Source organism: Paenibacillus sp. FSL H7-0756, assembly GCF_038006765.1.
Taxonomy (GTDB): domain Bacteria; phylum Bacillota; class Bacilli; order Paenibacillales; family Paenibacillaceae; genus Paenibacillus_AQ.
Window position 1 is genome coordinate 363205 of record NZ_JBBOVT010000002.1, and the last position, 23893, is coordinate 387097.

A 23893-nucleotide genomic window follows, 5' to 3' on the forward strand; every position below is an offset into this window, starting at 1 on the left:
AGAGAATTTATGAGTTTACTTAGTGTAGAAGACGTTTCCCATAATTTCGGGGACCGGGTGTTGTTCAAGGATGTGTCCTTCCGTCTGCTGGATGGAGAGCATGTGGGGATCGTGGGTGCGAACGGCGTGGGCAAATCGACGCTGATGAATATTTTGACCGGCAAATTACTGAAGGACAACGGCAAGGTGGAGTGGACGCCGCGGGTCCGTTACGGATATCTGGATCAGCATACCCTGCTTACCGCCGGTAAAACCGTGCGCGATGTGCTTAAGGATGCCTTCCTGCCGCTGCTGGAGCTGGAGCATGAGATGATGGCGATTACCGATAAAATGGGGGAGGCGACTCCCGAGGAGCTGGACCTGCTGCTTGAGCAGATGGGCGACATTCAGGAGCAGCTCGATATCGGCGACTTTTATCTCATCGATGTGAAGGTTGAAGAGATGGCGAACGGACTGGGCCTGAGCGCGATCGGTCTGGACCGGGATGTCACTTCCCTGAGCGGGGGTCAGCGTACCAAGGTTCTGCTGGCGAAGCTGCTGCTGGAGAAACCGAATGTATTGCTGCTCGATGAGCCTACCAACTATCTCGATGTGGAGCATATAGACTGGCTGACGAATTATCTGAAGCAATATCCGTATGCATTCATGCTGATCTCCCATGACACGGAATTCATGAATAAGGTGGTTGATGTGATCTATCATCTGGAGTTCTCGAAGCTGACCCGCTATACGGCCAATTACGAGAAGTTCCTGGAGATGGCGGGGATGAACAAGGCCCAGCACATTGATGCGTACGAGAAGCAGCAGGATTTCATCAAAAAGCAGGAGGATTTCATCCAGCGCAATAAAGCGCGTGCCTCCACCTCAGGCCGGGCCAAGAGCCGCGAGAAGCAGCTTGGACGGATGGAGCGGATTGACAAGCCGGAAGAGGCGATGAAGCCTACCTTCCAGTTCAAGGAGAGCCGGGCCAGCGGGAAGACGGTGTTCGAGGGCGTTGATTTCGAGATCGGGTACGACCGTCCGCTGCTGCCAGGTAAGCTGAATATGATGATAGAACGCGGTGAAAAGATTGCGATTGTCGGTTACAACGGGGTCGGCAAATCTACGCTGCTCAAAACGATTCTGGGTGTCATCCCTACGTTCAGCGGAAAAACGTATCTTGGTGATTATCTGAGTTCCGCCTATTTCCAGCAGGAGCTAAAGGCCCAAAATATCACGCCGATTGAAGACGTATGGAGTGAATTCTCCGGTCTGACCCAGAATGAAGTGCGCGGCCATCTGGCCCGCTGCGGTCTCAAAAACGAGCATATCACCCGTCCGATGAACATGCTGAGCGGCGGCGAGCAGGCTAAGGTACGCCTGTGCAAGCTGATGATGCGTGAGAGCAACTGGATTCTGTTCGATGAGCCTACGAATCACCTTGATATTGTGGCCAAGGCTGAGCTGAAGCGGGCGCTTATGGAATATAAAGGTACGATTCTGCTGGTGTCCCATGAACCGGAATTTTACGAGGATTGGGTGACGAAGGTCTGGAATGTGGAGCAGTGGTCGGCACAGACCGTATAATATGGAGTCCGGGAAAAGTGGAGGTTTGCGCTTTTCCCGGTTTTTCACCAAAAACGTACATAGGGGGCTGTTCAGAGATGGGTCCTGACCAAAACACGCCGCTCCCGGCTTCTTCAGCCGGCAGGGATGGCAGATATTCAAGACAGGTCCGCTTCGCGCCGTTCGGCGCAGCAGGACAGCAGGGGCTGGCAAGTTCCAGTGTGCTGGTCGTTGGCATGGGGGCGCTGGGGACAGGGATCGCCGAGACATTGGCCCGCTGCGGAGTAGGACGTCTGATCCTCGTTGACCGTGACTATGTCGAGTGGAGCAACCTGCAACGCCAGCAGCTGTATACGGAAGAAGATGCCCGTCTGCGCATGCCTAAGGCGGCTGCAGCCCGTACCCGGCTGACGGCGGTCAATTCGGAGATTGTGATCGAGTCCCATGTGCTTGATGTGCGTGCAGAGGAGCTTGCGAGCCTGCTTGAAGGCGTGGATCTGATTATGGACGGGACGGATAACTTCGATACCCGGCTGATCATTAATGACCTGGCGCAAAAGCACGGCATCCCCTGGATCTACGGAGCCTGTGTAGGAAGTTACGGCATTACATATACGATTCTGCCGGGTGAAACCCCCTGTCTGAATTGTCTGCTGGGCACGATCCCGCTGGGCGGGGATACCTGCGACACAGCGGGCATTCTTCCGCAAGCGGTGCAGATGGTTACCACGAACGGAACGGCCGAGGCGCTGAAGCTGCTCGGGGGATTCAAGGACAAGCTGCGCGGCAAGCTGCTGACCTTCGATATCTGGCGTAATGAGCAGCAGGAGATTGGGGTTCGGACGGCGAAGAAGAACGATTGTCCCTCATGTGGTGAATCACGGAGCTATCCGTATCTGTCAGCTTCTAACACAGAGCGCAGCGATGTGCTGTGCGGCAGAGATACGGTGCAGATTCGTCCGGCACACCGTAGAAGTCTTGACTTGGAGGAGACGGCTGCCCGCCTGTCCAGGCTCGGCAGCGGTAAGGTGGAGAGCAACCCGTATCTGGTTTCTTTTACAGAGGAGCCGTACCGGATGGTTGTATTCGCAGACGGGAGAGCCTTAATACATGGAACGAGTGATATCGCTGCCGCCCGCAGCTATTATCACCGGTATTTCGGATAATGGAGGAGATCACAATGAACAAGGGAGCCATCCGTCACATGGCGGTATTTACACTGAAATCCGCCCCCGATTCAGAGGAGACTACAGCTTTCCTGCGGGATGGAGCTGAGATTCTTAGCGCGATTCCGGCGGTCGGGAATTTCGAGGTGCTGCGTCAGGTCAGCGCCAAATGTGAGCACCAGTACGCCTTCTCGATGGAGTTCGCTGATCAGGCAGCTTATGATGCCTATAATCATCATCCGGCGCACCAGGCTTTTGTAGCAGAACGCTGGGACACTCAGGTCGCTGCGTTCCAGGAGATTGATTTCGTACTCTAAGGTTATAATTAATGCCGTAAAGAGACCATTCCCCCGAATGGTCTCTTTGTTTTGCGGGAATTCTAAGCATCATCTGCGGCGGCACAGCCGGTGCAAGACTGGTGAAGGGGGACGATCCCGGTGAATGAAAAGATCGCATGGTACATACCCGGACCGCGCCCGGATAGCCTTGAAGCAGATGCAGACCGGGAGGAGAGGGCAGCCGGTCATACCGGGCTTGAGGAAGCCATCCATAGCCTTGGGATGACAACAGCAATAAGCGAAGACCTGAATAGTCTTCGCTTATTGCTGTCAGGCGGTGAGCCTGTGCTTCTGCTCGCGGAGCTGGATGAACCCGGAGGCTGGGCGGGCTGGGAAGCCGTCTCGGAGGTGCGGAAGGAGGGGATGATTCTGCCGGTAATGGTCCTATCCGGAGGAACACCTGAAGACAGAGGGGAAGCGGCTGTCTCCGTATTTGATGCCGGAGGCAACGAATATATGGAGAAGCCTGTACATACCGGTGAGTTCAAACGCAGATTATTGAATTTACTTAAGCTGACAGGCCGCCGAAGAGATACGGCCACGCTGCTTAAGGTAGACGGATTGATTCTTGATCCCGGGCGCCGGCAGGTCAGCCGGGATGGAGCCGAGCTGAAGATGACCCCCAAGGAATTCGATCTGCTGTATTATCTGGCAGAGAATCTGAATGAAGTCTGTCCCCGGGCTGAGATATTACAGCAGGTGTGGGGGTATCATTTTCATGCGGACACCAATGTGGTGGATGTGTACATCCGGCATCTGCGGCTCAAGGTGGATAAAGGGCGCCGGAATAAACTGATTCATACGGTGCGTGGAACCGGATATGTACTGCGGACACCGGAGAGCGGGGCCATAAGCTGACGGCCGCTGCAAGCAGCTCTCCGGCTAATAGGCATGTACTCTCTTGGTACAAGCTATAATAGATCTTTTGGCTGTTACAGTACGCGGCGCGACTTCAGGTAGGTTTTTTTCCAGTTACCCGAATTCAGATCTGAAATGGTTACGCCGGGTGAACCGTAAGTGTGAAGAATCTTGCCATTGCCGGCATATACAGCCACATGGGTGACGTTCTTGCCGTTGGCCCGGCTTCCGCTGGAGAAGAACACCAGATCGCCGACGCGCAGATTGGCCTTGGTGACCGATTTACCCACTTTAGATTGGGCTACGGACGTACGGGGCAGATCTACACCATATTTTTTGAAAATATATTGAGTAAAGGAGGAGCAGTCAAAATAACGTGTAGTTGAAGTGGAGGCACCGAACTGGTAACGCGTACCCAGATACTTTTTGCCGAAGCTGACCACTTTGGAGCCGGTGGAAGATGCGGATACGGAATCGGCAGATACAGCATCAGCGGATACAGCAGAAGCGGCGGCAGGGGCTGTTCCTGCTCCGGTTGCGAGTAAGGCGCTGAACCCGATTGTTGTGCATAGACCGATTGTCATTGCTTGCTTAAACCATTGTTGCTTATTCATGTTGTATACCTCCAAGTTTGTAATCTATTCTAGTAGTTTCGTTCTCTGATTCGTAGTATAGCAGGTTATGACAGACCTAAATTATGGAAGAGATGGGCTAAAAGCAGGCGGGATATACAATGTAAGCGTTATATTAAAATCGCATTAAAAGTTACAAAATATTAATATTTAGATATTTTACTCGACAAAAAAAGCCGGGATTCCCTTGAACGTCAAGGGATTCCCGGCTTTTTGATTTTGAAACAAAGGTTACAGCTATGTCTCCAAAAGATCTATGTATTCAGTCCTTGCTCTGAATAATCAGCAGCAGTCCGCTCTCGATATGAACGGTTCCCTTGTGCTCCTGCAACACATTGCTCACGGCCAGGGACTGGCCTAATTTGAGGGTGGCGTTCTCCAGAGGATATTGGAAGCCCTGAAGGGTGATGCCCGTTACCTCGGGAGTCAGAGGCAGCAAGGAGACATAGGTATATCCCCGTTCCTCTACAACCGCCTGAGAGCCGGTAAGCGTAATGTAGTTGTTCGCATCCATAATGGAGCAGGCTACCTGCCGCTGCAGTGCTCTTGTCATCATCTGAATACTGGCCAGCGTATGGTCCATGCGTGTTCCCGTTACCCCGATCATCAGAATAGACTGCGGCTGGAGGTTCAGGGCAAGATCCAGGGCCATTTCACTGTCAGTAAGGTCTTTGTTGACCGGATCACAGCTGATAGTCTCCTTGCTTCCCGCCTGAATCCGCTCCAGTGCCTCAGGAGAGACAGAGTCGAAATCACCGACGGCAAGCTGGGGGGTGAAGCCATGGTCAATCAGGAACAGCGCTCCCCGGTCAGCGCCGATAATATAATCCTCTTCATCTAATAAGTGCAGGCATTCCGCTGTAAGTTTGCCGCCTGCAACAATTACAATACGCCCGGATGGCAATAGCTCCCCCTCCTTGTAGTTGAATTAAGTTCATCATCCTGAACAGTATATAGCAGTTTCAAAAGTTGTACAATTGCCGCGCTGACGCTAAAATAGGGTTAGTGCGGCTGGCCGCACCCATCCGTAGAGGATGTTAAGGAATGCTTGAGCGCAGGAGGTGAGAGGGATCGTTAACGTGTTGTTTGTATGTCTGGGGAATATTTGCCGTTCGCCGATGGCGGAGGCTGTGCTGCGCAGCAAGATTGAACAGCGTCAGCTTGTGGATCAGATTACAGTGGATTCTGCAGGGACGGGAGATTGGCATATCGGGAAAGCGCCGCATGAAGGGACAAAGCGTATCCTGGATCTGCACGGTATCAGCTATGAGAATATGAGAGCAAGACTGGTTGCCAGTGAGGATTTCGAGAGATTCGAATATATCATCTGTATGGACAAGTCCAACGGGGAGAATGTACGCAAAATTCCCGGCGGTGAGCAGTCCAAGCTGTTGTTCTTCATGGATCTGTTACCGGATGAGGAGCTGCGTGAAGTGCCTGACCCGTATTTCACCGGCAATTTCGAGCAGGTCTATGATTTAATCAACGCCGGTTGTGATGTGCTGCTGGAACAGATTATTGGGGAGAAGCTACAGCAGGCATAGTGCCACAGCCGGACCGGTTGCCGTCCTTATGTTTTAAGGAACGGCACCGTATGTCCGATTGGTGATGAAAGCGCAGTCAATCGAGCTGCAATACATAAGTTCGTAAGATGTTCACTTTTAAGGTTCTATTTGCTGTTTCAGGAGCTGAAGAAATAGAGTAATGATTCCGGGAGCTCTTTTTGCCAAAAACCCCAAAGATGCTGGCCGTCCTTCTCGCGGTAGGACACCGTCGCCCCCTTGGCTTCAAGCATGGCTTTGGTCTCCCGGTTCATCTCTACGAAATCATAGACGCCGGTGTCGGTCTTGTAGTCCCGCTCTTGAAGCCCTACAACCATATTGATCTGAAGCCAGGAGAGATCCTCCTCTTGTGAGAGCATCTCGCGGGTCTCGGGATAATAAGCGCCGGAGAGGCTAAGCACACGGCTGAATAATCCCGGATACGCCAGTGCGAGGTGGAGGGAGACACTGCCGCCCAGGGAATCACCGGCTACGATCCGCTCCTCGGGTGTACGCCGGACAGGATAATTATGTTCAATGTAGGGAATAATCTCTTCGGCGAAGCATGCGAGGTACTGCTTGAAGCGGCTGCCGAACGGAGCGTATTCAGCGGTGCGGACTGCCACGTTCACTTCGACGCCCACTATAATGAAGGGTTCCACATCCTGCTCCAGAATCAGCTGACCGGCCAAGGTGGCAATCCGGCCGAAGTTGAAGAATTCTTCACCGTCCTGGCAGTAGACGACGGGATAGCTGAGTACTTCATTATATCCGGGGGGAAGATAGATACGCAGCTTGCGCTCTTCCTGCAGGTGTTCACTCCACAGTGTTTGTTTTACAATTGTACGTTTCAGAAAAACAGGTTCGCTCATTGTCAAATCGTCACCTTTCATGTCGAATTTTGCTTAAGACTTAGTGTTGCGTTAAAATTAGCCAAGCGGCAAATGTGGGATATATCATTTACTTGATAAATATCCTTTAATCTGTTATAGGATATTTAAACGCCTGTTATACATACAAAATTTATGGAAACATAAATTTTATGCGTATTTCTTTGACGAAACAGATACAACAGGTGTATAATAATTCTATAACAGAGACCACTGATATTCAAATTTTTTTATTGAGGTGAAGATAATGACTAAGGTTCCCTATGAAGTGTATACAGAGGACGTTGAGGCCCTTTCGGTTCTTTCCCCGGATGGAGAAATTATCAACAAGGAAATGATGCCTAAACTTACCGATGACCAACTGAAAGAAATTATGTACCGTATGGTATTTACCCGTACCTGGGATGACCGTGCTGTCAACCTGGGCCGTCAAGGCCGTCTCGGCTTCTATGCACCGGTATCCGGACAGGAAGCTACAATGATCGGCAGCGAGTACGCTTTGCAGAAGGAAGACTTCGTCTGCCCGGGCTACCGCGATATTCCACAGCTCGTATGGCATGGCCTTCCATTATATCAGGCTTTCCTGTATTCCCGCGGACATCAGCATGGCGGACAGATTCCTGATGGCGTGAATGTACTGATGCCGCAGATCATTATCGGAGCACAGATCCTTCATGCTACCGGTATTGCTATGGGCTTCAAATTGAAGAAACAGCAGAACGTTGCAATCACATACACCGGTGACGGCGGTTCGTCTGAAGGTGACTTCTACGAAGGCCTTAACTATGCAGGAGTATTCAAGCTGCCGGTGATCTTCTTCGTTCAGAACAACGGCTATGCCATCACCACTCCGTTCTCGAAGCAGACGGCAGCGAAATCCATCGCCCACAAGGCGGTTGCCGCAGGGATTCCCGGAATCAAGATCGACGGTATGGACGTATTTGCAGTAATCTCTGCTGTACAGCAGGCTGCTGAACGTGCCCGCAAAGGCGAAGGCGCCACACTGATCGAAGCGGTAACCTACCGTTTCCGTCCGCATTCCCTCTCCGATGATGCCAGTAAGTACCGTACGAAGGAAGAAGAAGGACAATGGAATGAGAAAGATCCGATTGCCCGTCTTGCCAAGTACCTGGAGAAGAAAGGCCTCTGGACTGAAGAGGACACTCTGCGCGTAAGAGAAGAAGCGAAAGCGACTGTTAACGAGCAGATTAAGAAAGCAGAACAGACCGAAAAAATGACCATTCCCGGCTTGATCGACAGCATGTTCGAGGTAACTCCGAAACATCTTGAAGAACAAAAAGCCGATTTTGAATAAGGGGGATATCAGGCAATGGCACAGATGAATATGAAAGAAGCAATTCGTGACGCAATGCGCGTTGAACTGACTCGTGACCCCAATGTCCTTATCTTCGGAGAAGACGTTGGTAATGTAGGCGGCGTGTTCCGTGTAACAGAAGGGCTGCAGAAGGAATTTGGCGAGGAGCGCATCTTCGATACACCGCTGGCAGAGTCCGCTATCGGCGGTTTGGCTTTCGGTCTCGGCGTGCAGGGCTTCCGCCCGATCGCTGAGATCCAGTTCGTAGGCTTCATCTTCGAAGCTCTTGATCAGATCGTTATTCAGGCAGCACGCCTGCGCTGGCGTTCCGGGGGCAAGTACAACGCTCCTGTAGTCTTCCGTACTCCATTCGGCGGCGGCGTTAAAGCAGCTGAGCTGCATACCGATTCCCTGGAAGGTCTGATTGCCCAGAGCCCTGGGATCAAGGTAGTTATTCCTTCTAACCCATATGATGCGAAGGGACTGCTGATCGCTTCGATCCGCGACAATGACCCTGTATTCTTCATGGAACACTTGAACCTGTATCATGCTTTCCGTGCAGAGGTGCCTGAAGGCGAATATACCGTTGAACTCGGCAAAGCGAATGTAGTTCGCGAAGGTACGGATGTATCTATCATTACCTACGGCCTAATGGTACATACAGCGACCAAAGCGGCTGACCAGCTCGAAAAAGAAGGCATCAAAGTCGAAATTATCGACCTTCGTACCGTTAGCCCAATTGATATCGACACTATTGTGGCTTCCATCAAGAAGACCAACCGTGCGATTGTTGTACAAGAAGCTCAGAAGAGCTCCGGCGTAGCCGCTGAGGTTATTGCCCAGATTAATGAAAAAGCTCTGCTGCACCTGGAAGCCCCAGTGCTTCGTGTAGCAGGTCCAGATACAATTTACCCGTTCGCTCAAATCGAAGACACTTGGATTCCTACCCCTGCACGTGTTATTACGGCAGTTAAGAAAGTCATGGAATTCTAGGATAAGTAACGACCTTGCCGTCCTTGTATTTAAGGGCGGCAGCCGTTTCTGTCTTCTGCTAAACAGAGCTGTTGGAATAACTCAACATAATTTATAGGAGGTTATCAAGGTGGCAAAATTTGAGTACCGGTTCCCTGAGCTGGGCGAAGGTCTGCATGAAGGCGAAATTATCAAAATGCATATCAAAGCCGGCGACAAAGTAACCGATGACGATATCGTAATGGAAGTTCAGAATGACAAGGCGGTAGTAGAGGTGCCTTGTCCGGTCAACGGCACAGTGCTTGAAGTCTTCACCAAGGACGGCCAAGTATGCCGTGTAGGCGAAGTTGTAGCCATTATTGATGCCGAAGGCGACATCCCTGAGCAAGAAGGCGGCCATCCGGCAGAGCATGCTTCCCAGGAAGCTGATGCAGCCAAGGGCGGAGCAGATACTACTTCTTCTCCGGCAACCAGCAGCCCGGCTACTGGCGGAGCAACGAACTTTGAATACAAATTCCCTGAACTGGGCGAAGGCCTGCATGAAGGGGAAATCATCAAGATGCACATCAAGGTTGGAGACAAAATCACCGACGACGATATCATTATGGAAGTTCAGAATGATAAAGCAGTGGTGGAGGTTCCTTCTCCAGTCAACGGTACTGTAGTCGAAGTGTTCACCAAAGACGGTCAGGTCTGCCGTGTAGGTGAAGTTGTGGCTATCATTGCTGCAGAAGGTGATGTTCCTCATGAGGAGGGCGGCCATGCTGAAGCATCCGGTGCCCAGGCAGCAGCTCCTTCCCAAGGTACAGCTCCGGCAGCGGCAGCAGCAGCTCCAGCTCCTGACCGTGAAGTGCTGGCAACACCAAGCGTACGCAAGTATGCCCGCGACAATAGCGTAGATATCTCCAAGGTGAACGGCTCCGGCAAGAACGGCAAGATCACACTTGAAGATGTGGAAGCCTTCCTGAAAGGCGGCTCTACAGCTCCTGCGGCAGCGGCTCCTGCAGCTTCTGTACCAGCGGCGGCAGCACCGCAAGCCAAAGCCAAAGAAGCAGCACCGGCAGCAGCTTCCGGCAATGCAAACCTGGAAGAAGAACGCGTACCATTCAAGGGTATCCGTAAGGCGATTGCCAATGCTATGGTTAAATCGGCTTACACTGCACCGCATGTTACCATCATGGACGAGGTGGATGTTACGGAGCTTGTTGCCTTCCGTGCCCGCATGAAGCCGGTAGCCGAGAAGAAGGGCGTGAAGGTTACTTATCTTCCGTTCATCGTGAAGGCACTCGTTGCTGCTTCCCGTCAGTTCCCTGCGCTTAACGCGATGATTGACGAAGCTTCGAACGAAATTGTCTACAAGAAGTACTACAACATCGGTATCGCTACGGATACAGACAACGGTCTGATCGTTCCTGTCATCAAGGACGCTGACCGCAAGAGCATCTGGATGATCGCAAGTGCGATTACAGATCTGGCTGTACGCGGTCGCGACGGCAAGCTGGCACCGAATGAAATGAAGGGCAGCACGATCTCGATCAGTAACATCGGCTCTGCCGGCGGTATGTTCTTCACTCCGATTATCAACTTCCCTGAAGTTGCTATTCTCGGAACCGGACGTATCACTGAGAAGCCTGTTGTGAAGAATGGCGAAATCGTTGCAGCACCTGTAATGGCTCTGTCCCTGAGCTTTGACCACCGGATTATTGACGGCGCAACAGCACAGAATTTCATGAATTACATTAAGACCCTGCTTGCAAATCCTGATATGTTAGTTATGGAGGTGTAATTAATGGTAGTCGGAGACGCTTCAATCGAAATCGACACATTGGTAATTGGTGCAGGTCCCGGCGGGTATGTGGCGGCAATTCGTGCCGCCCAGCTCGGCCAAAAGGTCATCATTGTAGATAAATCGGAACTCGGCGGCGTGTGCTTGAACCGCGGCTGTATTCCTTCCAAGGCTCTGATCTCGGCTGCTCATCAATTCGAGGCTGCCCAGCACGGTGAAGTATTCGGTGTTACTGCCGAGAACGTGAAGGTGGACTGGTCCAAGACTCAGGCCTTCAAGAACGGCGTAGTCAAGAAAATGACTTCCGGCGTTACCAGCCTGATGAAGGGCAACAAGATCGAAGTATTCAGCGGAGAAGCTATGTTCATCAGCACAAACGAAGCCCGTCTGTTCAATGATCATGAATCCCCGCGCTATAAGTTCAATAACTGCATTATTGCAACGGGCTCCCGTCCGATTGAACTGAAGCCATTCCCGTTCGGCGGACGCATCCTGTCCTCCACGGAAGCGCTGGATCTGCCTGAAATTCCTAAGAGCATGATCGTTATCGGCGGCGGCTACATCGGTGCGGAGCTGGGTCAGATGTACTCCAAATTCGGCACCAAGGTTACCATCATTGAAGGTCTGGACACTGTTCTGCCTGGCTTCGACAAAGACATGACCCGTCTGGTGGCCAAAAATATGGCTAAGACTGGCATTGAAATTGTAACCAACGCCAAAGCAGAATCTGCGGTTCAGAACGACAAGGAAGTTACTGTGAAGTACTCCGTTGGCGGAGAATCCAAAGAAGTTACTGCTGAATACCTGCTGGTAACCGTTGGACGCCGCCCGAATACTGACGGCGAACTGGGTCTGGATCTGATCGGCGTTGAGCTGGATGACCGCGGTCTGGTGAAGGTAGACCATCAGGGACGGACTAACATTCCTAACATTTTCGCAATCGGCGATATCGTTCCGGGTCTTGCCCTGGCGCACAAAGCTTCTTACGAAGGCAAGATTGCTGCGGAAGCCATTGCCGGACACAAATCGGTTGTGGATTACAAGGTAATGCCGGCTGTAGTATTCACAGATCCAGAATGCTCCAGCGTAGGCCTGACCGAGAAGGAAGCGAAGGATAAGGGCTATGCGGTGAAAGCCGGCAAGTTCCCGTTCGCAGGCAACGGCCGTGCCGTGTCCCTGAATGCTCCTGAAGGCTTCATCAAGATTGTAGCGAAGAGCGATAACAATCAGGTGCTTGGCGCGCAAATCGTCGGTATCGAAGCTTCCAACCTGATCGCTGAGCTGGGTCTGGCGATTGAAATGGGCGCAACGCTTGAAGATATCGCACTGACCATCCATGCGCATCCAACCCTTGGCGAGATCGTCATGGAAGCGGCTGAGCTGGTAGAAGGCCACCCGATCCACGTAATGAAATAATAACCGCCTAAGCTTATGCGGTAAGAACATAGGAGGATGTTCCCGAAGCCATGCAGATGGTCAGGGAACATCCTCTTTTGACTGAAGTCACTGTCATGAATGTTCGGAAATAGCTGGCAGTCAGCCCAATTCGGGGAGAGAAATGAATGTTTTTTTGCTTTTTTTTATCATTAGGGAAGTTACAACGACCGTCAGCTCATGGTAAACTGGTAGAAGAAAAAAGAGAGTGGGGTGCGATACGGCTTGCGTAATTACTTGGATTTATTACAGGATATTCTGGACAACGGTACAGCTAAGAGCGACCGGACAGGTACAGGTACAGTGTCCGTCTTCGGGCGTCAGCTCCGCTTCGATCTGTCGAAGGGCTTCCCGCTGATGACCACCAAGCGCATTCATCTGAAGTCGGTGGTACATGAGCTTCTATGGTTCCTCAAAGGGGATACCAATACAACGTATCTGAAGGAGAACGGCGTCTCGATCTGGGATGAATGGGCCGATGAGAACGGGGAGCTGGGACCGGTGTACGGCTCGCAGTGGCGGGCCTGGGAGAGCAAGGACGGGCAGCATATCGATCAGATTGCGAATGTAATTGAGTCGATTAAGCATAATCCCGATTCACGGCGCCATATTGTTAGTGCGTGGAATGTAGGCGAGATTGAGCAGATGAAGCTTCCGCCCTGCCATTTCGTTTTTCAGTTCTACGTAGCCGGCGGCAAGCTTTCTTGCATGCTTACAATGCGTTCGGTGGATACATTCCTTGGGCTTCCGTTCAACATTGCCAGCTACGCGCTGCTTACCCATATGGTGGCGCAGCAGACGGGGCTTGAGGTCGGAGATTTCATCTGGTCCGGCGGAGATGTGCATATATATACAAATCATATGGAACAAGTAGCTACACAGCTTGCACGCGAGCCTTATGCGCTGCCGAAGCTTAACATCCGCAGAGTGCCGGACAGTATTTTTGATTATACCTTTGAGGATTTTGAATTTACCGACTATGTCTACCATCCGGGAATCAAGGCGCCGGTTGCTATATGAGTATTACCATGATATGGGCGATGGCCTCGAATGGCGTAATTGGCAAAAATAACGATATGCCCTGGCATTTGCCGCTGGATTTCGCTTATTTCAAAGCAGAGACACTCGGCAAACGGATGCTGATGGGCCGTAAAACCTGGGATTCGCTGGGCAGCAAGCCGCTGAAGGGACGTACCAGCCTGATTCTGACGCGCGACAAGGACTTCGCACCCGAAGGGGCTGAGGTCATCCATTCGCTGGCTGAGGCGCTGGCTGAGGGGCGCAAGGAGGATGAGCTGATGGTGATCGGCGGAGCCGAGATCTACAGCCTGATGCTGCCGTATGCCGACAAGCTGCGTGTTACAATGATAGAGGCGGAGATTGAAGGCGATACGCGATTCCCTGAGGTAGACTGGACCCAGTGGAAGGAAGTTTCCAATACCCCGGGACTCAAGAATGAGCAGAATCCGTATGATTATCGTTTTATGGTGTATGACCGCAAGGAGTGACGATGAAGCGTTTTCTCTGACACAAGATGTGAAATAGTACAAATAATCAGCAGATTAGTCCATTACAGTGCGAAAGTATTGAATGCTAATATAATTAAAATTAGAAATGGTGTACTATACATCAACACGAAGAGAACGGATGGGGGAAACGTATATATGTCTACACCTACTGGATTTATGGAGTATAAGCGCCAGCTCCCAGGGGACCGCGATCCCGAGCAGCGCGTGAAGGATTGGGAAGAATTCCACGAGCATCTGACCGAGGACGAGCTTCGGACCCAGGGTGCCCGTTGTATGGATTGCGGCACACCGTATTGCCACACCGGCATGGATATGAGCGGCGGTACTTCAGGCTGTCCTGTGCATAACCTGATCCCGGAGTGGAATAACCTGGTCTACCGCGGCTTGTGGAAGGAAGCGCTGGAGCGCCTGCACAAGACCAATAACTTCCCTGAATTCACCGGCAGCATCTGTCCTGCACCCTGCGAGGGCTCCTGTACCGTCGGTCTGATTGGACAGCCTGTTACGATTAAGACGATCGAGCTGGCCATTGTGGACAAGGGCTTTGAAGAGGGCTGGGTCGTCCCGAGTCCGCCGGAGAAGCGTACAGGCAAACGGATCGCCATTGTCGGCTCCGGTCCGGCAGGACTGGCCGCAGCCGCCCAGCTGAACAAAGCGGGTCACACGGTAACTGTCTTTGAGCGCAGTGACCGGATCGGCGGCCTTCTGATGTACGGGATTCCGACGATGAAGCTGGACAAACGTGTCGTACAGCGCCGCGTCGATCTGCTGGCTGCAGAAGGTATCGAGTTCGTGGTTAACACAGAGATTGGCAAAGACATTCCGGCACAGCAGCTGGTGGATGAATATGATGCCGTTGTACTCTGCGGCGGTGCGACCAAGGCAAGACGCTTCAACGTGGAGGGCCATGACCTCAAAGGGGTTATGTATGCCATGGATTATCTGAACGGCACGATCAAGAGCTATCTGAACTCCAATCTGGAGGATGGCAATTACGTATCCGCCGCAGGCAAGGACGTAATCGTGCTGGGCGGGGGCGACACCGGCTCCGACTGTGTAGCAACTTCCCTGCGGCATGGCTGCAATAGCATCACCCAGTTCGGCACCCATGACAAAGCGCCGCTTACGCGTGATCCGATTGCCAACCCTTGGCCCCAGTTCCCGAATGTCTACACTCTGGATTATGCCCAGCAGGAAGCCAAAGCGGTCTTCGGTGAAGACCCGCGCGAATTCTCTATCATGACGACGAAGTTCGTCGGCGATGAAGAAGGTAACCTCAAGGAGCTGCATACAGTTCAGATCCGCCGGACGGTGGACGAGACAGGACGGAAGATCTATCAGCCGGTTCCGGGAACCGAGGCTGTCTATCCGGCTCAGCTGGCGCTGATTGCGATTGGCTTCGACGGACCGGAGCAGGATATCATTGAGCAGCTTAAGCTGGATACGGACCGCCGTACCAATGTGAAGGCCCGCTATGGCAAATTCAATACGAACGTGGATAAAGTATTCGCAGCCGGCGATATGCGCCGCGGACAGAGTCTGGTGGTCTGGGCCATCAACGAGGGCCGCGAAGCAGCTCGTGAAGTGGATAAATATCTGATGGGTTCGACTGTACTTGCTTAAATCCGATATGCACGAAAAAGCCGTCTCTCAGCATTGTTGAGAGACGGCTTTTTATTAAAATTTAAGAATTTATATGTTTCACGCTATACATTATCCTTCTATTTCTCGCTGAAACGGTACCGTCCTTAAAAGGACGGCAAAGCCGTTTCCACTTGTGCGCTATGGGATTATGCTGCTATGAGAATGAATGGCCTTCACCGCTCACATAATCACTGGGATTAGTCTTCCAGCTTGAACCGTTCAATCTTAAGCTGCAGATCGCCCGCCATTCTGGACAGCTCTGTAGAGGAGGCGGAGATCTCTTCCATGGAAGCGAGCTGTTCTTCTGTAGCTGCCGTTACACTCTGGAAGGCATCTGAGGTGGAACGGGAAATACTGGAGATTTCGTGTACGGAAGCGGCAACCTCCTGCGCTCCTGCTGACATCTGCTCGGTAATAGCGGAGATGTCATGCAGCTGGCTGTTGATTTTTGCGGTCGACTGTTCAATGCTGGTGAAGGATTCCTTGGCTTCGGCGGTAACCTGAATACCCAGTTCTACATCGGCTGCAACGGTATGCCGGATCGCTTCATAGGTCTCGTCGATCAACCGGGTCATCTGCTGGAGGGTATCTTGAATATCCCCGGCGGTATTCTTCGATTGATCAGCCAGCTTCCGTACCTCAGAAGCCACGACGGCGAAGCCCCGGCCCTGCTCTCCGGCCCGGGCCGCTTCAATGCCGGCATTAAGCGACAGGAGATTCGTCTGTACGGCAATGGCCGAAATTGCACTGCTCATTGCGGAGACTTCATCGTTCAGGCCGTTCAATTGCCCGATTAGCTGCGAAGAGTGATGAGTAGAGGTCCGGATGGCATCCATTTGCTGGCTGACCTGTTCCATTTTCCGGCTGCCGCTGCGCACATCTGCTTCAGTGTCCGCGGAAGAATCGACGATGGAGGTAGCGGCTTCGGCAATCTTTTGAATACCGGAAGACATTTCCTCCATCGCGCGCGAGGTCTCTGCCATAGCCGAGGTCTGTGTCTGCGCACCCTCAGAGGAGTCCTGCACCAGTTCAGCCACGTAAGCGGTGGCTCTGGAGTTCTCTTCAGTGGTGGCATTCAATTGCTGGCTGGAGGCTGCCAATTGTCCCGAAGTGTCCGAAATATCCGAGACGATGCCGCGCAGAGAGCCTATCATCAGGTTGTAATTCTGTGCCAGCTGACCGATCTCATCCACCCGGTTCATCTCAATCTGTTCATTCAGATAGCCTTCGCTTACCCGCTGTGCAGAACGGTTCAGACTGCGGATCGGCTTCGTGATGGAGCGGACAATCAGGAACATCAGCGATAGGGCGACAATCAAGGCCACGCCCAGAACCATAAGTCCAGTATAGATAATGGGCTGTGAGGCATCCGAGAATTCTTGGGTGGGCAGGATGCCGACAATTTTGAACCCGGTATTCGGATCAGTTGTATAGTAACCCTGCATATCCATTTTCGTGTCCGGATTGGTATAATGCAGGTCCCCGCTGTCGTTAGCCAGCAGCTTCACTATATAATCTGCTACATCCTCACCTGCAGCTTTGCCGGGATAAGAGACGAATTTATGATTACGGTCCACAATGTAGAAATAGCCGGTTTCACCTGGATGGGTGGTATGGATTCTTTCACTCATTGCCTTGAGGTTGAGGCTGGTGGTGACAGCTCCTTTGCCATCCTCCAGCGAATGGGACAGGAACAGCGTATAGTTGCCGGTAGTTGCCGAGACAAAAGGATCAATGATTGTTGTGGTACCGGCATTCTGCATGGACGCCTTATACCAGTCCCGAGTACGCGGATCATAATCCTGTTTGCCGGGGTCCGGGGCCTTCATCCAGGCTCCTTGTTCGTTGCCCACCGTAAGAATCTCCAGCTCAGGATGTGCCTTCATGAACTGATCAATGAGCGTGCGTGTGCCGGGAGCCTTAACATCGACCTCGGAAGACTCAATCTGGCGGCTGAGCAAATCTACATTCCGCATAGCAGCGGATACATATTCTTGAATGGTCCCGGCGACCAGATCGACACTGGAATGTGTGGCTTTCTGCATTTTAAGCTCCAATTCCCGTTTCGCACTGGAATAGGAGAAATAACTGACCAAGAGGATCGGAATCACCAGCATTATGGTGAAAAGCATCATCATTTGCCTTTGCAGTGATCGTGATCTGAGCTTGCTGATGAAGCGGTTGACTGACTTGAACATTGGAACGGTTCCCCCTCTGGTACATGGAAATCGGCTGGTAGTATCGCTAGCCGTTTCTCTCTGAATACCTCTTATCCTATTGAATTTATCGACACATTCTTGTCATATCTGAAGATATTTGCTGCAAAATATTTAATTGCATTCACGATCTGTTCATCGCCGCCTTGACGCAGCCCGAAATATCGTATAGATTAAGTACCAACATTTATAACGTAACAGCGTTGACCAAGGACCTGGTATCTGTAAGCGCCGGAACAGCGAGGGGATTCACCGGCTGAAAGATCCCCCGAGTGCGTAAGACACCAATCCTGCCTTGGAAGCTGCAGCTTATGCTGAAGATGGGCATAATTCTGCCGGACCCGGCCGTTATCCGGATTAGAGGACCGCAGGCTTGGAGAGTCTGGAGGTTGAAACAGGGTGGTAACACGGCGCATTCGTCCCTGACGGATGCGTCTTTTTTGCGTTCTCATTATGGCAGCGAAATGTTCTATATCTGTACACACTTATCGACGAAAGAGGCTGATCTGTATGCGTCAAACCAATCTATTAGTTACTACTCTGCGCGAAGCTCCTGCCGAAGCAGAGACAAGGAGCCACCAGCTGCTGCTGCGTGCGGGATATATCCGGCAGGTGGCCGCCGGGGTATACACCTATTTGCCGCTCGGACGGCGGGTGCTGCGCAGGATAGAACAGATCGTGCGCCAGGAAATGGAGTCCGCCGGTGCGCAGGAGGTTCTTATGCCTTCCATGCAGCCAGCAGAGCTCTGGAGAGAATCGGAACGTTATGAGGTGTACGGCAAAGAGCTGATGAAGCTCCGCGACCGTCACGACCGTGAGTTCGTGCTGGGTCCGACCCATGAGGAAGTGGTTACGGCGCTAATGCGCGGAGAGATCAGCTCCTACCGGCGGCTGCCGCTGACCGTCTATCAGATCCAGACGAAGTTCCGGGATGAACGTCGTCCGCGCTCAGGACTTCTGCGGGGCAGGGAATTCCTGATGAAGGATGCCTATTCGTTTGATACGGACTGGGAAGGCTTGGATCTGGCCTATCAGGTGATGTACAGCGCTTATGAGCGGATCTTTGACCGCTGCGGCCTGAAGTACCGGGCGGTGCAGGCGAATGCCGGAGCGATTGGCGGCAAAGGCCAGAATCATGAATTCATGGCTCTGTCAGAGAGAGGCGAGGATACGGTAGCTGTGTGTTCCCTATGCGGATATGCTGCGAATCTGGAGCAGGCGGAAGTGCAGAGCGGGGCCGCGCCGCATAGACAAGATTTTGCCGGACGGCCTGCTCCAGAGCGATTCCATACCCCTGCCCAGAAGACCATTCAGCAGCTGGAGCAGGAGAGTCAGCTCAGACCGCAGGATATCATCAAGACATTAATCTACACGGGCGGAGGCAAGACATTTGCTGTGCTGGTCCGAGGCGATCATGGGGTGAATGAGCTGAAGGTCCAGAAGTACCTCAGCTGCGGTGACATTATGCTGGCTGATGCCATGCATGTACAGGAGAGCGCCGGAACCGTAAACGGTTATGTCGGTCCTGCCGGATTGTCTGTGCCTGTCTTGGTAGATGCTGCTGTTGCAGCGATGACTGAAGCAGTCACAGGCGCGGGGGATGAGGATTACCATCTGCGTGGAGTGGTGCCCGGCCGGGACTTTCCGCTGACGCAGGTGGGGGATTTCCGTAATGCGGTCACTGGCGACAGCTGTCCGCAGTGCGGGGAAGGGGAGCTGGATTTCCATCAGGGCATCGAGGTAGGGCATGTCTTCAAGCTGGGGACGGTCTACAGCGAGAAGCTGGGGGCAGATTATCTGGATGCAGACGGCCGCAGCCAGCCAATGGTAATGGGCTGCTACGGCATAGGAATCTCCCGCTTGCTGGCCGCAGTGGCTGAGCAGAACAACGATGACCAAGGGCTGGTTTGGCCGCAGAGCCTGGCTCCATATACGGTTCATATTCTGCTGATGTCTATCAAAGATACAGCACAGCGTGAGCTGGCCGAAGCCCTGTATGCACGGCTGACCGCCTTGGGCATCGATACCCTGCTGGACGACCGCGATGAGCGGGCCGGGGTCAAATTCAAGGATGCCGGACTAATCGGTATACCGTTTGCGCTGGTTGTCGGCAAGCTGGCCGCAGAGCACAGGGTTGAATACATGGACCGCAGAACGGGTAACAAGGAAGTAATTGATATGGGTGAGGCCGTGCTGCGCGTAAGCAGTCTGAAGTCCGCACCGGATACTGCTTTTGCTTGAATTGAAGCTCTGGTAAAATAGGGGAAAAGCCACATGAATCCGCTACCTTGGAGAGGAGGGGGAAAGAATGTTTGGACGCTTGAGACGCCGGCTTGACAATGCCAGACAGATGCAGAAAATGCGTAACGAGCATCCCGAAGAGATCCGCCGCCTATTGGAAGAGCGGGCCAAGGAACAGCAAGTCCCGGTAGAACCGGCACCCGCAAAGTCCGGGCCGTGGATTATCTTCTTCCGGTGTATTCTGTATATTCTGTCCGTGCTAATTGTGCTGATTACCTTCATTGGGGGTCCGCAAAGCAATGCGCCTGTCTTCACCATACTTTCCTTTGGTCTGCTGCTGGCCGTTCTGTATCTGATAGCGGGGCTTGCCCAGCCTGCAATTGTATTTTTCCGCAGGCACTGGTCCAGGGGAGATGTGCTTGAGCTGTTCAGCCTGATCGTCGGGACGCTGCTCATTCTGATGGCTATCTTCCGCCCATAGGTCACAGGCTTTAATCATGTGAAGCGGATTTTGGGGTCCGGGAATGGTATAATAGACTACTGGACAACTTTTGTAATGAACCGAGGGTAAGGAGCGATTATTGTTGAAGACACTCATTATTGCGGAGAAACCGGACATGGGGCGGAATATCGCCGCCGCAATAGAACCGAAGGCCAAAAACTACCGTTCCTATCTGGAAGGGGAGCAGTACATCATCACCTGGGCAATTGGGCATCTGATTGGCCTGGCAGAGCCTGAAGCCTACGACAATAAATATAAAAAATGGAACATTAATGATCTGCCGATCATCCCCGAGGAGTTCAAGCTGCTGCCCAATGCACGCACCATGGATCAGCTGAAGGTGATCGGGGAGCTGGCGAAGCGCAGCGATCTGCTGGTGAACTCCTGCGATGCCGGGCGTGAGGGTCAGCATATTTTCTCGCTGATTCAGCGTTACCTGGAGCTGAACCAGCCGGTGAAGCGGCTGTGGATCTCAGATCTGACACCGGAGACGATCCGCAAGGGCTTCCAGGAGCTGAAGGACGGGTCGGAATACGAGAATCTGACCAAAGCGGCCCGGGCACGCAGCGAGGCGGACTGGCTGATCGGGATGAACGGCTCGCGCGCTTTTACCACCAAGCATAATGTGCTGCTCTCAGTAGGCCGGGTACAGACCCCGGTGCTTGCGCTGATCTATGACCGTCAGAAGACCATCGAGGCCTTCTCCTCGCTGAAGTTCTTTGAGGTGGAAGGGCATTTCACCCAGAATGAGCTGACGTATAAGGGAATGTGGCAGGGTGACCGGTTAACGGATGGTGCGAAGGCAGAGGCGCTTGCGGGCAAGGTCAAAGGCAAGCCCGCCCGGATTGTTCTCTATGAGGTCAAAGAGACCAAGGAATATCCGAACAAGCTGTACGATCTGACGCTGCTGCAGCGTGAGGCGAACGGGAAATACGCCTTCTCCGCCAAAAAAACACTGGATATCGCCCAGGCGCTATATGAGAAGCACAAGGTAATCTCATACCCGCGTACCAACTCCAACTATGTTACGGAGCAGAATATTCCTGAAATGCACAAGACGTTGTCGGCCCTTCAGGGCACGCAGTACGACGATTGGGTGAAGGGTGCGAACCGTAACCTGGTCCATAAAGGCAACAAATTTATCTGTAATCCGTCCAAGGTGGAGGATCACCATGCGATTCTGCCTACGAATCGTAAGGCGAACGGGCTGAGTGCGGATGAGGCCAAGCTCTATGATCTGATTGTCCGCCGCTTTCTCTCCCAGTTCTATCCGGCAGCGGAATATAAGGTGCATACGGTGATGACCGAAGTGGAAGCCGAGAAGTTCAAGACGACGGTCAAGGAGCTGCTCAGCCTCGGCTGGAAGGTGATTTATGCAGACCAGAAGAAGGACAAATCCAAACCGGCCAAGGGTAAAGGCAAGGAGGATGAGGAGGAAGAGGAGCTTGAGGTGAACGAGCCGTTCTCGGTCAACGCGGACGGTGAAGTGCTCTGCAGCGATGCCATTGTGAAGGAGAAGGATACCCAGCCTCCGAAGCATTACACGGAAGGAACCTTGCTGAAGGCCATGGAGAGTGCAGGCAAGCAGATTGAGGATGAAGAGCTGCGCGATGCCATGAAGGACTCGGGGCTGGGCACTCCGGCGACCCGGGCAGCTACGATTGAACGGCTGAAGAATGTCGGCTATGTGGAGATGCAGGGGAAAAAGATCGCCATCACCCAAAAGGGGCGGACGGCGGTTGAGCTGATCCGCGGGGCAGGCGTGGAGCTGCTGACCTCCCCGGAAATGACCGGACAGTGGGAGCGCCGGCTCAATGAAATTGCCCGCGGCACCGCAGCGGACGGGCAATTCATGGAGAACGTCAAGCGCTTCGCTTCGATGATTGTGGACAAGGTACGCGTGCAGTCGCGCGCCGCCAAGACCTCCTTCGAAGGCGAGACGCCTTCGCTGAACAGCGGCGGCAAGGGCCGCAGCTCCGCTGCTGCGCCGCGCAAGGCCGCCGAATCCAAACCGGCCGGGGGCACGCCCGCAGCGGCAAAATCGCGGCGCGCGGCACCTGCGGCTGCCGGGAAGAGCGGGGATACCGGGCCGAAGGTCATCGGCAGCTGCCCGCGTCCCGGCTGCGGCGGCATGATCTTCATGGGCCGCAAGGGCTACGGCTGCTCTCATTATAAGGAGGGCTGCGGCTTCGTGATCTGGAAGGAGAATCACGGGCGCACGCTTACCGACACTCAGGTGAAGGCCCTGATTGAGAAGGGCCGAACCGGGAAGCTGAAGCTGACCGGCGAGGACGGCCAGCCGCTTGAAGGCAAGCTGGTGCTGCAGAATATGGATACGGGCCAGCTGGCTGTGGAATAATTCATTACCTGTTGATCATTCATTAACTGAAGAGCGCCCCGGCCAGATCTCCCGGCCGGGGCGCTCTTTTAATAGGAAATTAAGTGTTTTGGGGTTAAGTTACTTAGCTTCACTTAAGGCTGCTTCAATGGCGGCACTTAAGCCTTCATAGGAGGAATCCGGCAGCAGGACGCCGTTCACCATGAACTTTGGTGTGCCGTTGACGCCGTAGGCTCCGGCGATTTTGAAGTCCTCTTTGACATCGTACATATACGTATGGTTCTTCAGATCCTGCTCGAACCGCTCCTGGTCAATTCCTGTAATATTATCCTTCACGAACTTACTGATGAACTTCTGGGTTGCCCAGATCTTGCTCTCGTCACCCTGGTTCTCGTAGAGCTTGTGGAGATACTCCCAGAACTTCTCGTTATTCTGCTGATAGATAGCTTCCCCGGCACTGGCGGCCAGATAAGAATCCCGGTCAATGAAGGCGAAGTTCATGAAGTAGAACTGGACCTTTCCGCTGTCAACGTAGTCCTTGATGAACGTATCGAGGTAGGTGGCGGTCCAATTTTTGCAGGCAGGGCATTTGAAATCGGCGAATTCGATCACCTTCACCTTGGCGTCTTCGCTGCCCAAATGCGGCTGCTTCTCGTATTTCAGCCCGTCTACGACAATTTTGCCTTTCACATCGGTGTAGTTGGGGAGATTATCGAGCGCCTCTGTGCCGGAAGATTTGCCCTGTGTAAGGAAGAAGGCAAGAAGGGCAATCAGCAGCACGGCAATCACTGCAAGCAGCATAGGGAGCAGACGCCCGTGATTCGGGGTGTTCCTGGAACGGTTAGCTTTGTTATTCATGGCCAGCCTCCTGAGCGGTGTGAAAATCTACTCAGATAGTATAAACATACCGGCGGCAGGCTGCCTATGCCATTTGTAACAATTGCCT

At 52.9% G+C, this 23893-nt stretch carries 20 protein-coding genes; 15 read left to right on the plus strand and 5 right to left on the minus strand.

Going from position 1 to position 23893, the window contains the following annotated elements; genetic code table 11:
• Positions 1 to 9 precede the first annotated feature (9 nt).
• The 4 genes from NST04_RS18340 (at position 10) to NST04_RS18355 (ending at position 3907) form a co-directional block, all read left to right on the plus strand.
• Positions 10 to 1566, plus strand: a complete 1557-nt coding sequence (locus NST04_RS18340; RefSeq protein WP_341185515.1) for an ABC-F family ATP-binding cassette domain-containing protein — start codon at positions 10 to 12, stop codon at positions 1564 to 1566.
• Positions 1567 to 1643: 77 nt separating this feature from the next.
• Positions 1644 to 2711, plus strand: a complete 1068-nt coding sequence (locus NST04_RS18345; protein WP_341185516.1) for a ThiF family adenylyltransferase — start codon at positions 1644 to 1646, stop codon at positions 2709 to 2711.
• Between the two features lie 14 nt (positions 2712 to 2725).
• Positions 2726 to 3028 carry a Dabb family protein gene (locus NST04_RS18350; protein WP_341185517.1) on the plus strand — a complete coding sequence of 101 codons (303 nt, stop codon included), beginning with the start codon at positions 2726 to 2728 and terminating at the stop codon, positions 3026 to 3028.
• Positions 3029 to 3148: 120 nt separating this feature from the next.
• Positions 3149 to 3907, plus strand: a complete 759-nt coding sequence (locus NST04_RS18355) for a winged helix-turn-helix transcriptional regulator (RefSeq protein WP_341185518.1) — start codon at positions 3149 to 3151, stop codon at positions 3905 to 3907.
• Positions 3908 to 3981: 74 nt separating this feature from the next.
• Here NST04_RS18355 and NST04_RS18360 read toward each other — a convergent pair whose 3' ends face one another.
• A complete protein-coding gene (locus NST04_RS18360; protein ID WP_341185519.1) occupies positions 3982 to 4521 on the minus strand; it encodes a C40 family peptidase in 540 nt (179 codons plus the stop codon).
• A 280-nt stretch (positions 4522 to 4801) separates the two neighbouring features.
• Positions 4802 to 5443: a thiamine diphosphokinase gene (locus NST04_RS18365; protein WP_341185520.1), complete on the minus strand. Its 642-nt coding sequence runs from the start codon at positions 5441 to 5443 to the stop codon at positions 4802 to 4804.
• A 166-nt stretch (positions 5444 to 5609) separates the two neighbouring features.
• Here NST04_RS18365 and NST04_RS18370 point away from each other — a divergent pair, with 166 nt between their 5' ends.
• A complete protein-coding gene (locus tag NST04_RS18370; protein ID WP_341186790.1) occupies positions 5610 to 6083 on the plus strand; it encodes a low molecular weight protein-tyrosine-phosphatase in 474 nt (157 codons plus the stop codon).
• 137 nt (positions 6084 to 6220) lie between these two features.
• Here NST04_RS18370 and NST04_RS18375 read toward each other — a convergent pair whose 3' ends face one another.
• A complete protein-coding gene (locus NST04_RS18375; protein ID WP_341185521.1) occupies positions 6221 to 6952 on the minus strand; it encodes an alpha/beta hydrolase in 732 nt (243 codons plus the stop codon).
• Positions 6953 to 7217: 265 nt separating this feature from the next.
• On the opposite strand from NST04_RS18375, the gene pdhA reads away from it, so the two are divergent.
• The 7 genes from pdhA to NST04_RS18410 all read left to right on the plus strand — a co-directional run bounded on the left by pdhA (position 7218) and on the right by NST04_RS18410 (position 15629).
• Positions 7218 to 8285: a pyruvate dehydrogenase (acetyl-transferring) E1 component subunit alpha gene (pdhA, locus tag NST04_RS18380; protein ID WP_341185522.1), complete on the plus strand. Its 1068-nt coding sequence runs from the start codon at positions 7218 to 7220 to the stop codon at positions 8283 to 8285.
• Positions 8286 to 8300: 15 nt separating this feature from the next.
• The gene (locus NST04_RS18385; protein WP_341185523.1) at positions 8301 to 9278 is read left to right on the plus strand and encodes an alpha-ketoacid dehydrogenase subunit beta; all 978 of its coding nucleotides are present in this window, start codon (positions 8301 to 8303) and stop codon (positions 9276 to 9278) included.
• Positions 9279 to 9387: 109 nt separating this feature from the next.
• Entirely contained in the window at positions 9388 to 11043 is a 1656-nt protein-coding gene (locus NST04_RS18390; RefSeq protein WP_341185524.1) for a 2-oxo acid dehydrogenase subunit E2, read from the plus strand.
• Between the two features lie 3 nt (positions 11044 to 11046).
• The gene (gene lpdA, locus NST04_RS18395) at positions 11047 to 12459 is read left to right on the plus strand and encodes a dihydrolipoyl dehydrogenase (RefSeq protein WP_076079331.1); all 1413 of its coding nucleotides are present in this window, start codon (positions 11047 to 11049) and stop codon (positions 12457 to 12459) included.
• Positions 12460 to 12702: 243 nt separating this feature from the next.
• Complete coding sequence (thyA, locus tag NST04_RS18400) at positions 12703 to 13497, plus strand: thymidylate synthase (RefSeq protein ID WP_036726453.1); 795 nt, start codon at positions 12703 to 12705, stop codon at positions 13495 to 13497.
• The gene (locus NST04_RS18405) at positions 13494 to 13985 is read left to right on the plus strand and encodes a dihydrofolate reductase (RefSeq protein WP_341185525.1); all 492 of its coding nucleotides are present in this window, start codon (positions 13494 to 13496) and stop codon (positions 13983 to 13985) included. Before thyA ends, NST04_RS18405 begins: the two co-directional genes overlap by 4 nt.
• A 156-nt stretch (positions 13986 to 14141) precedes the next feature.
• Positions 14142 to 15629, plus strand: a complete 1488-nt coding sequence (locus NST04_RS18410; protein WP_341185526.1) for a glutamate synthase subunit beta — start codon at positions 14142 to 14144, stop codon at positions 15627 to 15629.
• A gap of 218 nt (positions 15630 to 15847) precedes the next feature.
• Here the strand turns inward: NST04_RS18410 and NST04_RS18415 are convergent, their stop codons facing one another.
• Complete coding sequence (locus NST04_RS18415; protein WP_341185527.1) at positions 15848 to 17848, minus strand: methyl-accepting chemotaxis protein; 2001 nt, start codon at positions 17846 to 17848, stop codon at positions 15848 to 15850.
• A gap of 528 nt (positions 17849 to 18376) precedes the next feature.
• On the opposite strand from NST04_RS18415, the gene NST04_RS18420 reads away from it, so the two are divergent.
• From NST04_RS18420 to NST04_RS18430, 3 genes are all read left to right on the plus strand, one after another.
• Positions 18377 to 20107, plus strand: a complete 1731-nt coding sequence (locus tag NST04_RS18420; protein WP_341185528.1) for a proline--tRNA ligase — start codon at positions 18377 to 18379, stop codon at positions 20105 to 20107.
• A gap of 67 nt (positions 20108 to 20174) precedes the next feature.
• Positions 20175 to 20588 (plus strand): hypothetical protein, encoded by a 414-nt coding sequence (locus tag NST04_RS18425; protein WP_341185529.1) that lies wholly within the window; start codon positions 20175 to 20177, stop codon positions 20586 to 20588.
• A gap of 103 nt (positions 20589 to 20691) precedes the next feature.
• Positions 20692 to 22968, plus strand: a complete 2277-nt coding sequence (locus tag NST04_RS18430; protein ID WP_341185530.1) for a type IA DNA topoisomerase — start codon at positions 20692 to 20694, stop codon at positions 22966 to 22968.
• A 99-nt stretch (positions 22969 to 23067) separates the two neighbouring features.
• Here the strand turns inward: NST04_RS18430 and NST04_RS18435 are convergent, their stop codons facing one another.
• Complete coding sequence (locus tag NST04_RS18435) at positions 23068 to 23805, minus strand: DsbA family protein (protein WP_341185531.1); 738 nt, start codon at positions 23803 to 23805, stop codon at positions 23068 to 23070.
• Positions 23806 to 23893: the final 88 nt, after the last annotated feature.